This is a genomic window from Bradyrhizobium sp. SZCCHNGR1005 (assembly GCF_032489995.1).
GTDB lineage: Bacteria > Pseudomonadota > Alphaproteobacteria > Rhizobiales > Xanthobacteraceae > Bradyrhizobium.
Genome location: NZ_JAUEZC010000004.1, coordinates 348,321 through 364,442, shown reverse-complemented (window position 1 = coordinate 364,442; position 16,122 = coordinate 348,321). Strand labels below are relative to the sequence as shown.

Annotated in this window: 17 protein-coding genes; 11 read left to right on the top strand and 6 right to left on the bottom strand. The window is 62.3% G+C overall.

Annotation, left to right across the window (positions count from 1 at the left end):
* Positions 1–2: 2 nt before the first annotated feature.
* The gene (locus QXZ85_RS19410) at positions 3–662 is read right to left on the bottom strand and encodes a Spy/CpxP family protein refolding chaperone (RefSeq protein ID WP_315731148.1); all 660 of its coding nucleotides are present in this window, start codon (positions 660–662) and stop codon (positions 3–5) included.
* A 516-nt stretch (positions 663–1,178) separates the two neighbouring features.
* Here QXZ85_RS19410 and QXZ85_RS19405 point away from each other — a divergent pair.
* From QXZ85_RS19405 to QXZ85_RS19380, 6 genes are all read left to right on the top strand, one after another.
* A complete protein-coding gene (locus tag QXZ85_RS19405) occupies positions 1,179–2,519 on the top strand; it encodes an ABC transporter substrate-binding protein (protein ID WP_315730985.1) in 1,341 nt (446 codons plus the stop codon).
* A 134-nt stretch (positions 2,520–2,653) separates the two neighbouring features.
* Complete coding sequence (locus QXZ85_RS19400) at positions 2,654–3,589, top strand: sugar ABC transporter permease (protein ID WP_315730983.1); 936 nt, start codon at positions 2,654–2,656, stop codon at positions 3,587–3,589.
* Positions 3,589–4,500, top strand: a complete 912-nt coding sequence (locus QXZ85_RS19395) for a carbohydrate ABC transporter permease (RefSeq protein ID WP_315703996.1) — start codon at positions 3,589–3,591, stop codon at positions 4,498–4,500. Before QXZ85_RS19400 ends, QXZ85_RS19395 begins: the two co-directional genes overlap by 1 nt.
* A 5-nt stretch (positions 4,501–4,505) precedes the next feature.
* Entirely contained in the window at positions 4,506–5,606 is a 1,101-nt protein-coding gene (locus tag QXZ85_RS19390) for a sn-glycerol-3-phosphate ABC transporter ATP-binding protein UgpC (protein ID WP_316174654.1), read from the top strand.
* Between the two features lie 34 nt (positions 5,607–5,640).
* Positions 5,641–6,642: a hydroxyacid dehydrogenase gene (locus QXZ85_RS19385; RefSeq protein ID WP_315703998.1), complete on the top strand. Its 1,002-nt coding sequence runs from the start codon at positions 5,641–5,643 to the stop codon at positions 6,640–6,642.
* Positions 6,643–6,852: 210 nt separating this feature from the next.
* Positions 6,853–7,266, top strand: coding sequence for a hypothetical protein (locus QXZ85_RS19380; protein WP_315730037.1), 414 nt, complete (start codon positions 6,853–6,855; stop codon positions 7,264–7,266).
* Positions 7,267–7,270: 4 nt separating this feature from the next.
* On the opposite strand, the gene QXZ85_RS19375 is transcribed toward QXZ85_RS19380, so the two are convergent.
* Positions 7,271–7,777, bottom strand: a complete 507-nt coding sequence (locus tag QXZ85_RS19375) for a DUF1993 domain-containing protein (protein ID WP_316174652.1) — start codon at positions 7,775–7,777, stop codon at positions 7,271–7,273.
* Positions 7,778–7,870: 93 nt separating this feature from the next.
* On the opposite strand from QXZ85_RS19375, the gene QXZ85_RS19370 reads away from it, so the two are divergent.
* From QXZ85_RS19370 to QXZ85_RS19360, 3 genes are all read left to right on the top strand, one after another.
* Positions 7,871–8,659 (top strand): transporter substrate-binding domain-containing protein, encoded by a 789-nt coding sequence (locus QXZ85_RS19370; RefSeq protein ID WP_316168196.1) that lies wholly within the window; start codon positions 7,871–7,873, stop codon positions 8,657–8,659.
* A gap of 92 nt (positions 8,660–8,751) precedes the next feature.
* Entirely contained in the window at positions 8,752–9,321 is a 570-nt protein-coding gene (locus QXZ85_RS19365) for a bifunctional transcriptional activator/DNA repair enzyme AdaA (RefSeq protein WP_316168195.1), read from the top strand.
* A gap of 16 nt (positions 9,322–9,337) precedes the next feature.
* Positions 9,338–9,808: a PaaI family thioesterase gene (locus QXZ85_RS19360; RefSeq protein WP_410052546.1), complete on the top strand. Its 471-nt coding sequence runs from the start codon at positions 9,338–9,340 to the stop codon at positions 9,806–9,808.
* Between the two features lie 218 nt (positions 9,809–10,026).
* On the opposite strand, the gene QXZ85_RS19355 is transcribed toward QXZ85_RS19360, so the two are convergent.
* Complete coding sequence (locus tag QXZ85_RS19355; protein WP_315762022.1) at positions 10,027–10,722, bottom strand: alpha/beta hydrolase; 696 nt, start codon at positions 10,720–10,722, stop codon at positions 10,027–10,029.
* A 608-nt stretch (positions 10,723–11,330) separates the two neighbouring features.
* Between QXZ85_RS19355 and QXZ85_RS19350 the strand changes: the two genes are divergently transcribed.
* Positions 11,331–12,050, top strand: coding sequence for a hypothetical protein (locus QXZ85_RS19350; protein ID WP_316174650.1), 720 nt, complete (start codon positions 11,331–11,333; stop codon positions 12,048–12,050).
* A 317-nt stretch (positions 12,051–12,367) separates the two neighbouring features.
* On the opposite strand, the gene QXZ85_RS19345 is transcribed toward QXZ85_RS19350, so the two are convergent.
* On the bottom strand, positions 12,368–12,847 hold the full coding sequence (locus QXZ85_RS19345; RefSeq protein WP_316174648.1) for a GNAT family N-acetyltransferase: 480 nt from the start codon (positions 12,845–12,847) through the stop codon (positions 12,368–12,370).
* A gap of 1,112 nt (positions 12,848–13,959) precedes the next feature.
* Entirely contained in the window at positions 13,960–14,979 is a 1,020-nt protein-coding gene (locus QXZ85_RS19340) for a 1-aminocyclopropane-1-carboxylate deaminase (protein ID WP_316174646.1), read from the bottom strand.
* Between the two features lie 144 nt (positions 14,980–15,123).
* Here QXZ85_RS19340 and QXZ85_RS19335 point away from each other — a divergent pair, with 144 nt between their 5' ends.
* Complete coding sequence (locus QXZ85_RS19335) at positions 15,124–15,603, top strand: Lrp/AsnC family transcriptional regulator (protein ID WP_315704010.1); 480 nt, start codon at positions 15,124–15,126, stop codon at positions 15,601–15,603.
* 67 nt (positions 15,604–15,670) lie between these two features.
* On the opposite strand, the gene QXZ85_RS19330 is transcribed toward QXZ85_RS19335, so the two are convergent.
* Positions 15,671–16,078 carry a cupin domain-containing protein gene (locus QXZ85_RS19330; protein WP_316174644.1) on the bottom strand — a complete coding sequence of 136 codons (408 nt, stop codon included), beginning with the start codon at positions 16,076–16,078 and terminating at the stop codon, positions 15,671–15,673.
* Positions 16,079–16,122: the final 44 nt, after the last annotated feature.

Here is a 16,122-nt window from a genome sequence, read left to right as displayed (position 1 = left end):
GCCTAGTCCAGGCCGCGCTCGTGGCTGAGGCGAACCATCTCGTCGATGAAGATCTGCTTCTGCTTATCGTCGAGGCTCATATAGAGTGGGTCGGCGGAATCGGCGACGCTGCGCTGGTCTGCGGCGCGATCGACCAGGAACTGCGCCTCATTGCGCATCTGCTCGATGATGTCGTCCGGCGGATCGCGCTTGGCGCGGGCGATGCGCAGGTTCAGGCGCTCGGCTCCATTGTGGCCGAGATAGTGCATCGCGCTCGCGAACGCTCCCCAGTGCTTCTCCTGCTCCGGGGTGAGGCTCAGTTCCTTCTTGATGCGCTCGATATTGGCGTCGCTGTTGGCGACGATCTGCTCGGCGGTGAGCTGCGGTACGCCTTGCTGGGTCAGCATGGCCGGCGCCTTGGCCATCTTGCTGGCCTTGCCCGGCTTTGCCGGTTTCGCCTTCTGCGCTTCGTTGGGGGCCGGCGCAGGCTGAGCATTCTGGTTGTTGGTGCCAGACCGGCTGTTGGTGTCGGTGAGGGTTCCGGTCACGCCGGTGACCACACCGACCACGCCGCCAATCGCGCCGCCCAACACACCGCCGACCGGACCGGCAGCCTTGTTACCCTCGCGGGCGCCCTGCTCGACTCCCTTGAACAGCCCCTGCGCGTCAACCTGCCGCGGCAGGCTGAGTGTTCCGCTCGTCAGCAGCCCGATCCCTATTGCAATGCACAGCCGCCATCGCTTGCGCATCGTCGGCATAGGGAAAGTCATGGGCGGGTCTCCGTGGCGGGTTAGCTGAGCAAGTCGGCCGACGCCAGATCATTGGATAGGCGATCCCGATTTCCGATTCGAATCTTACCGGTCTCGCAACGCCCAAGTCCATCTCTCGCAACGCGCTGCATTGCCACGCTTCAGAAGAGTAGGACAGGCATCCTGGTAGTTCCGGCCAACCTCGCTCGATCGTCTCTGCAGATGTGCAGCGCGAAAGATGCGTCGCTGCAATGCAGCTTCAGCTACCGTCTCCGACTTTCGGCGCAAGCCATCAGTTCAACATTTGGCCTCACCTCGTTTCTCGACAGCCGCCGGCAATTCTGCTCTGATTGCGATCAGCAAACTCTCGAACAGGCCCATGAGGCCGCAATTCAAAACAACGGGAGTTTCTCAAACAGAATCCGATTGGCCTACCAGGGAGGGAACGCCATGTTACGGAGGAAGCTTACTCGCCGACAATTTGTTGCCGCTACCGCTGCTACCACCACCGCGCTCGTTGCCGCGCCTTACGTCCGCAGTGCCCATGCCGCCGGAAAGGTCTCGATCGGCTTCTGGGACCACTGGGTGCCCGGAGCCAACCAGGCATCGACTGATCTCGTCAAGGAATGGGGCGAGAAGGAGAAGGTCGAAGTCCAGATCGACTACATCACGAGCCAAGGCAACAAGAACCTCGTGACCATCGCCGCCGAGGCGCAGGCCAAGTCCGGCCATGACATCTTCCAAATGCCGACCTGGTGGTGTCACTCCAACTCGGACCTCATGGAGCCGGTCAACGACATCATGGAGCCGATCATCAAGGAGAACGGCGATGTCAACGGCACGGTCAAATATCTCGGCATGCTCGATGGCAAGTGGATGGGCGTGCCGGCCTGTGTCGGCAGCCAGATCAAGGGCCCCTGCGCCCGCATCGATTTGATGAAGAAATATGCCGGGATCGACGTGCAGGAGATGTATCCGGCAGGCTCGCCGCCCAAGGCTGATAACTGGACGCTGGACGCGTTCCTCAAGGCGGCCGAAGCCTGCCACAAGGGCGGTTATCCGTTCGGCATCGGGCTCGGCGAAACGACCGACAGCGTCGATTCAGCCGGCGCATTCTTCCAGGCGTTCGGCGCCGATCTCGTCAATGCCAAAGGTGACATCACGGTCAAGACCGATGCGGTACGGCAGGCGCTCGACTTCTACAAGCGGCTGATCGCGTTCCTGCCGCCGGATGTCGCGGCCTGGGACGACGCCTCCAACAACAAATGGCTGGTCGCCGGCAAGGGCGCGATGATCATGAACCCGCCAAGCGCCTGGGCGGTGGCCAAGCGCGACGCGCCGCAGGTCGCCGAGCAGCTCTGGACCCACGGCTTCCCGATCGGCCCGAAAGGACGCTACGCGCCGTTCCTGCCCTACTTCTGGTCGATCTGGAGCTTCTCCAAGAACAAGGAGGCAGCCAAGAGCCTGCTGGTGCATCTGTCCAAGCCGGCCTCGATCGAGAAGATGGTCAATGCCAGCGGCGGCTACGACCTGCCGGCCTTCGAGAAGCTGACCACGCTGAAGATCTGGGCGGAGGCCGAGCCGCCGAAGGGCACGCTCTATCACTATCCGAACCCCTACCATCACCAGACGCTGTCGATCGCGGCATCGCCGGCGCCGCCCAAGATCGCGCAGCAGATCTACTTCCAGGCCACGCAGACCAAGATGTGCCTGCGCTATGCGCAAGGTGAGAAGATGGAGGACACGCTCGCCTGGGCCGAGGGCGAGTGTGAAGGCTTCCTGCGCAGCTAGCCGGACTCCGTTTGCGGAAGGGGCGGCCGCGCCATCAGCCGGCCGCCCCGCCCTCACCTGTTTGCCCCCGATCAGCCGCATCACGTCGCACCAATCGGCGTGGCGGCGAGCAATCCTGCAAGGATGACTGCTTCATGGCCGATGTCGCCTTTCAACAGAACCGGATCGCCCGCTCGTCGCCGGCAAAACGTACGACGCTGCACAAGGCGCTGAAGCGCAAATCCACCGTCGCGTTCCTGATGACGCTGCCGTTGATCGCCCTGATCGCGGTGCTCGTGGTCTATCCCGCGTTCTACTCGCTGCATCTGGCGACCCTGAACAAGGCGATGACGAAGTTCGTCGGCGTCGGCAACTTCACCTTCCTGTTCAAGCGCGACACGTTCTGGATGGTAGTCAAGCAGTCCTGTATCTTCGCGATCACGGCTGTCGTCTTCAAGGCGCTGATCGGATTCATCGTCGCCCATTTCGTGCACTACATCCCGGCCAAGGGCCAGCGCAAATGGCGCGGCATGCTGCTGGTGCCGTGGGTGATCCCGCCCGCCATGAGCACGCTGGCCTGGCTGTGGCTGTTCGACCCCTCCTACAGCGCGTTCAACTACACGCTCTCGTTCTTCGGCATCGGCCCGATTCCCTGGCTCGGCGACGCGCTGTGGGCGCGGTTCTCCGTCATCCTCGTCAATGTCTGGTACGGTGCGCCGTTCTTCATGATCATGTACCTGGCGGCGTTGAAGTCGGTCCCGGAGCAGCTATACGAGGCGGCGGCGATCGACGGCTGCAACTGGTGGCAGCGCATCTGGTACGTGACCCTGCCGATGATGCGCAACATCATCGCGATCACGACGCTGTTCTCGCTGATCGTGACCTTTGCCAATTTCGACATCGTCCGGATCCTGACCTCGGGCGGGCCGCTCGACCGCACCCATCTGTTCGCGACCTGGGCCTTCAAGCTCGGCATCGAAAGCGGCGACATTCCGCTCGGTGCCAGCGTGTCGCTGTTCATGTTCCCGATCCTGGCGATCGCCGCGATCTTCATCCTGCGCGATGTCTCCAAACGAGGGAACGAAGCCTGATGAGCACGCTCACCGTCGACAAGGCCGGCCCGAGCCGCACGGTCAGCCGCGGCAGCATCAGCCGCGACCGCGCATGGGCACTGCGCTGGTCCTATTTCTTCCTGATCCTGTTCACGATCGTCTCGCTGACGCCGCCATTCTACATGCTGATCACGTCGCTGAAGGGCAGCGCCGAGATCTCGGCGGCGACCAATCCGTGGTGGGTGTTCCATCCCACCTTGTCGAACTATGCCGAACTGCTGGGCTCAAGCCGGTTCCTGCGCTTCTTCCTCAATTCCGCACTGGTCTCCGTCCTCGTCGTGATCATCACGATGCTGATCAGCATCCCGGCGGCATTCGCGCTATCGCGCATGAAGTTCTGGGGCTCGGCGACGCTCGCCACCGGCGTGTTTCTCACCTATCTGATCCCGGACTCGCTGCTGTTCCTGCCGCTGTTCAAGATGTTCTCCCATTTCAGCGAGCTGACCGGCATCCCGCTGATCAACCGCTGGTACGTGCTCGTGCTGGTCTATCCGACCCTCACGGTGCCGTTCTGCACCTGGATCATGATCGGCTATTTCGCCTCGATCCCGAAGGAGCTCGACGAAGCCGCGATCATCGACGGCGCCTCCTGGCTGCAGACCTTGACGCGGATCTTCATTCCGGTCGCGCTACCCGGCCTGATCGCCGCGACCATTTTCGCCTTCACGGTCTCCTGGGCCCAGTTCCTCTATCCCATGGTGTTCACGACCTCGGAGAACCAATTGGTGCTGCCGGTCGGCATCGTCACCACCCTGATCAAGGGCGACGTCTTCAACTGGGGGCAGATCATGACCGGCGCGCTGCTTGGCGCCGCGCCGCCGCTGATCATCTACGCATTCCTGATGGACTACTACATTGCCGGCCTGACCGCCGGCGCGACGAAAGGTTGAGCGCGATGGCTGAGGTGAACCTGCGGAAGGTGGTGAAGCGCTACGACGATGTCGAGGCTGTGAGAGGCATCGATCTCGACATCGCCGACCACGAATTCGTCGTGCTTGTCGGCCCCTCCGGCTGCGGCAAGTCGACCACCTTGCGGATGATCGCGGGTCTTGAGGATATTTCCGACGGCGACATCATGATCGGCGGCGACGTCGTCAACGACGTGCCGCCGAAAGACCGCGACATCGCGATGGTGTTCCAGAACTATGCGCTCTACCCGCACATGACGGTCGCCGAGAACATGTCGTTCGGGCTGCGGCTGAAGCATTATCCCAAGGCCGAGATCAAGAGCCGGGTCACGGAAGCCGCGCGCATGCTCGACATCACCGACCTGATCGATCGCAAGCCGAAGCAGCTCTCCGGCGGCCAGCGCCAGCGGGTGGCGATGGGCCGCGCCATCGTGCGCAATCCGAAAGTGTTCCTGTTCGACGAGCCGCTCTCCAATCTCGATGCCAAGCTGCGGGTGCAGATGCGGATCGAGATCAAGAAGGTTCACCAGAAGGTGCGCACCACCACGGTCTATGTCACCCACGACCAGGTCGAGGCGATGACCTTGGCCGATCGCGTCGTGGTCATGAACAAGGGACGGATCGAGCAGATCGGAACCCCGAACGAGCTCTATCATCACCCCGCCACCCGCTTCGTCGCCGGCTTCATCGGCTCGCCCGCGATGAACTTCCTGCCCTGCCGGCTGGAAGAGGCCAGCGGACGGCTGCACGTGAGGCTGACCGATCGCCTGGCGTTTCCGCTGCCGCCGGCGCGGGCCGCGCGCTATCAGTCCGTGTCGCGGAATGAGCCGCTGCTGCTCGGCATCCGCCCCGAGCACATCACCGAGGCGAGGCCGCATGCCGAGCCCGGCGTGGAGCCGTTCGAAGCCATGCTGGACGTGACCGAGCCGATGGGCATGGAGACGCTGGTCTACTTCACGCTCGATGCCACCCAGGTCTGCGGGCGCGTCAGTCCGAACGCCGCCGCGCGCGATGGTGCCCCGCTCAGAATGGCGATGGACCTCAATAATATGCACCTGCTAAATGAAGCCACAGGCCTCGTCATCTGACGAGGCCGACAAGAACGTGCTTCAAGGGCAGGAAATGACAACGAACACGGCTGCAAGCAACAAGAAGAAAGTCCTCGTCACCGAATCCTTCTCAGCCAAAGGCCGCGCGCTGCTCGCGGCGCGCGACGACGTCGAGATGGTCGAGTTCTCCAACATGATCTCGGCCGCCGACTTCAATGCGCTGTTGCAGACGCATGCGCCGGTGCACGGCGTCGCGCTCGGCGCGACCCGGTTCGGCGAACCCGAACTCGACTCCTCCGGCGGCATCGAGGTCGTGACCCGCATCGGCGTCGGCTACGACGCGGTCGATGTTCCCGCCTTGAGCCGGCGCAAGGTGCCGCTGATGGTGGCGGGCACGGCGAACTCCCCTTCGGTCGCCGAGCAGGCGCTGTTCATGATGCTGACGCTGGCGAAGCGCGCCAACGAGATGCACGCGATGGTCAAGGACGGCACCTGGGCCTCGCGGCTCGGCGTGCTGCCGTTCGATCTCTACGGCAAGACCGTGCTGATCATCGGCTTCGGCCGCATCGGCACCCGCACCGCCAAGCGGTGCCTCGCGATGGAGATGCAGGTGCTGGTCTACGATCCCTATAAGCCTGCCGCGGAGATCACGGCGGCCGGTTGCGAGCCGGTCGCCGATCTCGATGCCGCCCTGCCGCGCGCCGATTTCGTCAGCATCCACTGCCCGAAGACGCCGGAGACCGTCGGCATGTTCAACGCGGCACGCCTGCGGCTGATGAAGCCGACCGCCTATCTGATCAACACCGCGCGCGGCGGCCTGATCGACGAGGCGGCGCTGTACGACGCGCTGGTCACGGAAAAGATCGCGGGCGCCGGCCTCGACGTGTTCGAGCAGGAGCCGCCACCGGTCGGCCATGCGCTGCATAGCCTTCCCAACGTGATCATGGCCCCGCATGTCGCCGGCGTCACCCGCGAGGCGGTGGATCGGATGAGCGAGCAGACCGCCCGCAACATCCTGAGCGTGCTCGACGGCGCGCCGATCGCCGAGAACGTCATCAACAAGGACGTGCTCTGACGATCTTGGCCGCACCGGATTCGGACAAGGAGTCCAAGGATTTGCGGCCATTTCCCAAACTGTGTCGGCAGCTCTGGGCCGGCCCGGCGTGACATCCGGCCCATTCAGCTTCGCCATCCAATCGTCATATTGCGGGAGACCCCGAAAACCGGCTACAACCATCGGCATAGGCAGCCCGCATTTGCGCGCGTCAGTAAGGGGGTGCTGCTGATGAGTGTTGCGACCGATCATGCGCTGGCGACCATCGCGAGCATCCTGCACAGGCCGGAATTGTTGCCGGACGCGGGCAAAGCCGTGTCTCCCGATGTTGTGGAGACGGCCGCCGAACTCGATAGCGACCAGATCGCGGCCGCCGACGGCTACAGCAAGACCGGCCCGGGACCGATGGCCGCCATCCGTTTCAAATGGACCGTACGCCGAGGCGACGATGGCCATTATGTCGACGAGACCGTCGGCGCCGGTTCGGCGACGGTCAGCAATGGCCCGATGAGCGCCGGGGCAGCGATCAAATTCGCCGACGACCGCGCGGCCGAAGCACATGCGCGGTTCGAGGCCCTGAAGAGCGAGATGACCGGCCGGGGCCCGATCGTCCCGTTCCTGCCAACCGGCGTCGGCGAGAAGTAACGCCCTACACCGATCGCGGCGGCCCGAGAAAGTCCGGCTTGGCAAGCGGCACGCCGGCGTGGCGCAGAATGTCGTAGGCCGTCGTCACGTGGAAGAAGAACTGCGGCAGGCTGAAGGTCAGCAGCAGCGATCGCCCCGTGAATGCGCGTGTGGCGCCGCTGCGGAAGGTGAACACGACCTCCCGATCGGCGCTGGCCTGAATTGCCTCCACCGGCAGGCTCTGCACGAAGGCGACGGCGCGGCCGATCCGCGCCTTCAATTCCGGGATGTCGGCATCTGTTTCCTCCGTCGCGGGCGCCGCCTGCCCCGCCAGCAATGCGCAGGCGATGACGGCGTGACGATTGGCCTCGCAGACCTGGCGCGTCAAATTGAACATGTCGGGCGCAAGGCGCATCGCGAGCAGCGCGGCAGCGTCGATGTGCTGCGCATCGGCATAGGCCGCCGCGCGATCGAGCAGGCCGGAGAGATTGGTCAGATACGGGACAAAGACGTCGACCGATGCCTCAACCATCGAGATGCTCACAGAGGTCGCTCTCCCACTCGCCGAAGAACTGCGCCTCGTGTACACAGGGCGCCAATCACGAACAAAGGAAGGTTATAAGGGATGAAAGGTCTGAAGGCTTCAATTTCCGTCTTGGTCGCGGCTGCCGCCTGCCTTCTCAACGTCTCCGCAAGCGCCGAGCCCGCCTCGCGGCTCGACGAGATCATCCAGCGCGGCACGTTGCGGGTCGGCATGACCGGCGATTACAGGCCTTTCACCTATCTCGACAAGACGACAGGCCAGTTCACCGGCTTCGATGTCGACATGGCCGATGCCCTGGGCAAGGCGCTGGGCGTCAAGGTCGAGTTCGTGCCGACGGCGTGGCCGCAGATGATGAAGGATTTCGAGGCCGACAAGTTCGACATCGCCATGGGTGGCGTCTCCATCACGCTCGACCGGCAAAAGAAGGGCTTGTTCTCGACGCCCATCATGCGCGAAGGCAAGACCCCGATCGCGCGCTGCGCTGATACCGGCAAATACCAGACGCTCGCCGATATCGACAAGCCGGGCACCCGCGTGATCGTCAATCCCGGCGGCACCAACGAGCGCTTCGCCCGCGCCAACATCAAGGCGGCCGAGGTCAAGGTCTACAACGACAACGTCACCATCTTCGACGAGATCGCCAAGGGCGATGCGGACCTGATGATCACCGACGCCTCCGAGACCCGCTACCAGCAGAAGCTCCATCCCGGGGTGCTCTGCGCCATGCATCCCGACAAGCCGTTCGACTTCGCCGAGAAAGCCTACTGGCTGCAGCGCGACGTGCCGCTGAAGGACTTCGTCGATCAATGGCTGCACATTTCGATGGAGAATGGCAGCTTCAAGAAGATCTACGCGGCGTGGTTCGAATAGGGTCGATGGTCCGGAAACGCGATCGGTCGTTTTCGGACCTCGTCATCAGCTCCCGCTCGCACCATCAAGGCCATCGCGCTACATCGCGAGCCATGCACGATCTTGCCGCCCTCTACGAAGCCTTTTGCCGCCGTGACCCGGTGATCGACGGCGTCGTCTTCGTCGCCGTCAAGACCACCGGCGTCTACTGCCGGCCCGTCTGTCCGGCGCGGACGCCGCTGGCGCGGAATGTCCGCTTCTACCGAAGCGCCGCGGCCGCCGAACAGGCCGGCTATCGGCCCTGCCTGCGCTGCCGCCCCGAGACCGCACCGTTCTGCCCGGCCTGGAAGGGAACGCAGAGCACAGTGGATCGCGCGCTGACGCTGATCGAAGCCGGCGCGCTCGATCATGACGGCCTCGATGCGCTGGCGGACCAGCTCGGCATCAGCGCCCGCCATCTGACGCGGCTGTTCGCGGCGCATCTCGACGCGTCGCCGACCCAGATTGCGCAGTCGCTCCGCGTCCAACGCGCCAAGCGGTTGCTCGACGACACGACGCTCCCGCTCGCGCAGATCGCAAGCCGCGCTGGCTTTTCCAGCCCGCGCCGCATGAGCGCGACTTTCGTCAGTCTCTACGGTCGTCCGCCATCGAGACTACGCGCAAGCAGGCGAACGACGCACTAACAGCAAAGGACAGGATATGTCGGGCAAGACCTACGGGACTGTCGAAGATAGCAGGCGAAAAGAGATGAGCGGCCTCCAGTTCGTCCAGGGGCTCGCGGACGGAACGCTGCCGCTCAACACCATCGCACGCACGCTTGGCTACGACGTCGCCGAGGCATCGAAGGGGCGGGTCGCCGTAACAGCATTGCCGACCGAAGCCCATCTCAATCCCGCCGGCACCGTGCATGGCGGCCTCGCCGCAACGCTGCTGGACAGCTGCATGGGCCTTGCCATCTGGTCGATGCTCGACAAGGGCTTGAGCCAAACGACGCTCGAGTTCAAGATTTCCTTGCTCCGCCCGATCACGCCAGCGACGGGAGCCATCCGTGCCGAAGGTGCCGTCCTCACCTGCGGTCGCCGCGTCGGCACCGCCGAGGGCCGCATCACCGATGCCGGCGGCCGCCTGCTCGCACATGGCACGACCACCTGCCTGATCTTCGATGCGTGATGGGCCATCGCCCGAAGTCGCTTTTTGACCAAAGGCGGACCTTTGCGACCGAGTCACCGGCGTCCGCATTCAGCCCATTACGGACGTGGAGGGCTGCTGGTATTCACGATCGAACCGAGCTGGATCACTATGTCCGGGTTACCTCCGGTCGCGACCGTCAGCGCGGACATCGAAGGTCGGCAGCCATGGGCCACATTCGGACACCGAACAACTATGGTTCAATGAAAGCCAGCGGCGAGCTCAACCACCTGGCCATCGAGGCCATTGAATCCGTGATAGGCGTCCGCGTAGCATGGATTGCCCTCGTTGACGCCGCCCAGCAGCCAGCTTACACGCGCGCGGCCGCCAGCCCATTCGATGAAGGGCGCAACGCCGGCGGGCCGGGTAAGATTGCAGCCGTCGTAACGGTGATGAATCACGAGTGTGGGCGGCAGCGCCGATGGCGAGCCGACGATTGATTCAAAGTTGCGTGACGCCGGGCCCGACTCCGGGCTGAGGATGCCCGATGTCAGCACCAGTGCGTCTGGCCTTGCACCACGGGCAATCCCCTCTGCCGCGCGCCACGTGCCAGCGCTGGTGGCAATCACTGTTACCGGCCGCTTGATCGCAGCCATATAATCGACTGCGCTCCTAAGGTCAGTGCTGACATCGACGACCAGAACCGCGAGCCCGCGGGCCACATAAGCGTAGCGAGTACGAATAAGCTGGTTGCCGTTCAGGCCGTGGATTTCGCCATGGTTACCAGCCTGGATTATACCATCGCTGCCCGGCATGAGAATCACGCTCGCCTGCGGAGACGCCGGCTTGATCAGTACCGCGCGGGAGCCCGCGATGGTGACGGTCTCGGCGGCACATGCGGGGGCAATGGTGAGGACGGCGGTTAGGCCGAGAAAGGCAGCAAAGAAGCACTTCATCGTCAGGTCCGCAGCGTTAGCGGGAGTTAACGGCAAACATCGTCTCCAATTGTGGCAACGTCTGCAACGGGTCAAAGACTGAAATTCTCATGCCGAGTAGATCTCTTCTGCACAACCTCGAATAACCGACGTGGCATGGCCCTGACGGCCTTTCTCTGCCGGGCCATGGGCTATCCTCCGAAATGGGGTGGCGCTATGGCCGGTGTACCCCGGATAACAGGCGACTTGCCGCAGCGCCGCAAGTCGGCAGCCATGGGCCATGAGCCGACTCATGCAGCGCGGCAAGATCATTGCTACTCGATGATCTCGTTGGTGTCGGCTGCTTAGCCCGAACGGAACGGAAATACCGAGCGCGATAGCATGAGGAGAAATGCCTTACTTTCACGACCGTGTGACCTAAATCCGGGTTTCTACGGGCGCGCGGCACTGAGGCTTTGAAAACACTCAGTCGGATCAAGCGCTTGCAACCACCTGTTGATAGCATTGAAGGTGCCACGCTTGCTTGCGCCGTCCATTGCGAAAGACGAGCCCTCAACGTTTACTAATCAATGCGTGCACATCCCGAGTCGTTGAGAGCGCAACGACATTGGAGAACCGAGACTAATCGAATGATGGACTATCGAGGTTATCTCCGCAGAGTTTCTACAGCCTACACCTTGTACGGGTTGTTGCCAACGACGTGGCAGCTTGCGATCATTTCAGTGGTTTCCGCTGCGGGCACATTTCTTGGCTTCTATTTCGGTGATCCATATCGAGCCTTCGTGGGGCTGATGATCGCTTTTGGCATGGGATCGATGGGGATGTTTTTCGTCCAATCGATAATTCGGAACGCGACGGTATATTCTAAGCTCGGGATCGGAACTATCGGTATCGCGAACGCGGCAGCTGACATCAAATCGAATGTCGTTAAAGAGTTCTATGCGATCACGATGCAAGTCGGTGTTCAGAACACGGGAGTTCGCGACATCTTCTTCAAGTTTATCCGATGCGACTTATCGATTCTGAACTTAGTGAATCAAGATGCCAAGGCTGACCAGAACATACATCTAATCCCGGCCGGCTTTCCGCAAACCTTCAATCTTGCGACAATCCAGCACATCAAGGTGCCGATTTTCCGCGTAGGCGCTCCTACTCCTGTCGTTGGAAAATTGAAGATTGAGATCGCTTATGGGCCAAGAAAGGATGCGTGGGCCTATAGGTTCGTTTATGAGGCTGATCTCTCCTTCGCGTGGAGCCTAAATCCTCCACTCAAGGGAGGACAGCAAACAGCGCAGGTCTACGTGGGAAACTCGATCACAAAAAACACCCATGAGGTTTACCACGGCTAATCTGGTGTGCCCCAATGGCTGTGGCAAGGAGAGTCAGCTAAGGGTTTTGGCTGTGTAAAAACGCGAAGGCGAACAATCGCGATAGAACAAGTTCATCGTTCAAGACCGTTTGATGTGCCCACATCGCAAGCGCATTCAATTTTGAAATCGAAATCAAGAATATCATTCTCGTTGCGCTTTGAACTTTTGGGTTTTCACCCAGCCAGGGTCACATCCGGAAGAACTCAGGTTGAAAAAATCGAGTCCGCTTCAACCAAAAGAGCAGACTTCTGGCGGACATGTCGGGTCGGCCGCTTAGGGCCAACACCGGACACGCTCTACACCGGGTCGAACGCCATGATGGTGCGCCTCTTCCCCAGATATTCGACATCTTCAAGAGCCGTCCAGCCAAGGCCCCGATAGTAAGGGGGCAATGTACCCGACGTGTAGAGATAAACTCGTCGGAAACCTAGCCCGGTGGCGTGCGTGAGCGCAGCCTTCACAAGCGCATTTCCAACGCCCTTGCCACGCTCCGCGTCTACCACGAACAATTGCGCCATCCACGGCGAAAGTGCGGGACGTATCGTCATTTCGCGAGCAAGCAGATTAACCGATCCAACCAAGCTCTCGCCGCGCCTGGCCACCAAAACGGTTGGCAAGCCTTTCGAATAGGCTGCTTCGCTGAGAAACTGCTCATATTCAGCGGCTGTATCGTAGCCAGTCAGCGCGCCCCAAAGCGCGAACTGCAACCCGGCAATAGTCGCCGGCATATCTGAATGCACGGGTAAACGCCCGACCTGAAAGAATTGTGTGCCCATCGTACAAAGAGTGTCCCAGAAGGGCACCTAGATCGTCAACTGGGGTAAGTCAGCTGTGGGTCACGAGCTGCCTTCCCGAACGAGCTAGCGTCACGGCCTTTGTACCTCAGATAGTTGCCGACTTGGTGCAGCGCCGCAAGTCGGCAGCCTCCGGGGCGATTCACGGCCCAGTCGGGCGGCCCTGTCACGTCCGCAATTCGCCCTTAACGGGCATTCCCGGACTCTGATGAGAGGTACGTAGTTGGCCCAGAGCGGACGTGCGTCCAAGTGACCACGACGTTCAATGATGCCCGCGATCGATCGCCGAGAGCTCTCCACGCAGCGATCAGTGCCAATCCACCACCGAGCCAAACGTCCTGCGCCTAAACACGATGTTCGCGAGCATTTTCAAGGCGAAGCACCTTGTCCAGTCCTGTTGGTGAAAATATTCTTGTTTCTGTTTTTCAGAATTCGTGGTTGACTGCAGCCATCCCACCTCGGCAAGAGGGGCGTTTCGGCCGATCGTCACGACACGTGAGGTGGGGAAGCGATGGCCGCGTCGCGCCGTGAGACGAACGGCGGATGATGCGGACGGCGAAATCGTGTGGTCCGGGCGCCCCGGTGCTGGCGCCAGCGCAACGCGCGTAGCGCGGCGTTGTCGCGATACGGGGGCAATCAAGCCGGTCCCCGCGGAGATCACGTATAAGGCGTAAGCCCATCGCGCAGGGAATGCCGGATGTTCGGCTGAACCTGTGGTGACTGCCGCCTGCTTTCTTTGTTGCAGGCGGGCCATGGGCGAGGCCAGCGCCCGGCATTCCCTGCGCCCTCTTGATTGCAGAGGGTCACGATGATGCATCACTCGGACGCGAATAGCGCCGCGAGAAGGTGAGGCCATGTGTGGATCGACTCGGTCGACATACTCGGAGTCGTCCCGGCCCCTGAGCCGGGACCCATACTCACAGATCCCAGTTTGAGGTACGTCGGGTCTTGTCAGCAGTCGCAAGAACGGCAAGGCCGGTGGCTATGTGTCCCGGCGTTCGCCGGGACGACAGTGAGGTGCTGCGACGCTTGAGCGTCAATCGCCCGACTGCGTCGCCCGGTCAAGCCGGGCGACGGCGGAGGAACTAATGAGCTCACCCGTTCCGATACGTGTAGCTGTAGCCGTTCAGCGCCGGCGCGCCGCCGAGATGGGCGTAGAGCACCTTGGAGCCTTGGGGGAAGTAGCCTTTCTTGACGAGGTCGATCAGGCCCTGCATCGATTTGCCTTCGTAGACGGGGTCGGTGATCATCGCTTCGGTGCGCGCGGCAAGCCGGATGGCCTCGTTGGTCTCGGCGCTCGGCACGCCATAGGCCGGATAGGCATAGTCCTCGAGGATCACGATCTCGTCGTCGCGCACCTTGCGCCCGAGCTCGACCAGCTCGGCCGTGTTGTCGACGATCTCGCGGACCTGGGCGCGGGTCTGGGCGGGCGTGCCGGAGGCGTCGATGCCGATCACGCGATCGGCGCGGCCGTCCGCGGCAAAGCCGACGATCATGCCGCCCTGGGTCGAGCCGGTCACCACGCAGACGATGACGTAGTCGAACTTGAAGCCGAGCTCGGCTTCCTGCGCCCTCACCTCCTCGGCGAAGCCGACATAGCCGAGGCCACCATATTTGTGCACGGACGCCCCGGCCGGAATGCCGTAAGGCTTGCCGCCGGCGTCTTTCACCGACTGGATCGCCTCTTCCCAGCTCTTGCGGATGCCGATGTCGAAACCGTCGGGCACGATGCGGCTGTCGGCGCCCATCAGGCGGGTCAAGAGGATGTTGCCGACGCGGTCGTAGACCGCGTCCTCATGCGGCACCCAGCTCTCCTGCACCACCACGCATTTCATGCCGATTTTGGCGGCAGTCGCCGCCACCATGCGGGTGTGGTTCGACTGCACGCCACCGATCGAGACCAGCGTGTCGGCGTTCGACTCGATGGCGTCGGGCACGATGTATTCGAGCTTGCGCAGCTTGTTGCCGCCGAACGCGAGCCCCGAATTGCAATCGTCGCGCTTGGCGTAGATCTGGACCTTGCCGCCGAGGGCCTCCGTCAGCCGCGGCAAATGCTCGATCGGCGTGGGTCCGAAGGTAAGCGGATATTTCTTGAACTTGTCGAGCCGAAGCACCTGGCATCTCGCTGCTGGAGGGAAATCGGCTGGAAAGATAGTTTCAAAGTGCAGAAAGGTGCTCTCTTTCTTGCTCGTAAAACCTATGCTTTCGTACGGACTTGAGCGTGTATGCGAAACTTAATCCGTCATGGACGACATAAAATGAAAGAACCTTCCGTCCCGGAATCCCTTGATCGGATCGACCGCAAGATCCTGCATCTGCTGCAGCGGGACGGCCGCATGACCAACGCCGATCTGGCCGAGGCGGTGAATGTCAGTCCGGCGACCTGCCATCGGCGGACGCAGCGGCTGTTCGAAGATGGCTACATCAAGAGCGTGCGCGCCGAGGTGGCGCCGGAGAAGGTCGAGCGCAGCGCGCTGGTGCTGGTCGGTGTCGTGCTGGACCGCTCGACGCCGGAAAGCTTCCGCACCTTCGAGGCCGCGATCAAGAAGCTGAAATTCGTGCTCGACTGCCACCTGGTCGCCGGCGACTTCGACTTCTTCCTGAAGATTCGCGTTCGCGACATCCACGATTTCAACCGGCTGCACGGCGATCAGCTGATCTCGCTGCCCGGCGTGCGCCAGACCCGCACCTTCTTCGTGATGAAGGAGGTGGTGGACAATGCGCCGTTGGACTTCTGATCGAGGCGATGACAATGCGGGGCGCGGTCATCCGCCGCGCCCTCGCGTTTCGATCAATGCGAAAGCCCTAGCCGACGGGCGTCGCATATTCCTCGTCGGTGACGTGCTCCATCCAGGTGACGTGAACGCCATCGAGCGATTCATGCATCGCCACATGCACCATGCCGGTGCCGGGCGCGGCGCCGTGCCAGTGCTTCTCGCCCGGCGGGATCCAGACGACGTCGCCGGCCTTGATCTCGCGGACCGGGCCGCCCTTGGCCTGCACCCGCCCGACGCCCTGAATCACATAGAGCGTCTGGCCGAGCGGATGGGTGTGCCACACAGTGCGTGCACCCGGCTCGAAGGCGACGCGCGCAGAGGCGACGCGCGCCGGCGCCTGCGGCGTGATGATCGGGTCCTGCCAGACCGTACCCGTAAAGCTTTCGGCCGCAGCGCGGCGCGTCGGGCGCGAGCCCGCGAGATAAACGTCCACCATGTTCTGTCTCCTTTGATTCACCTGCAGTCGCAAAGGCCGGCACA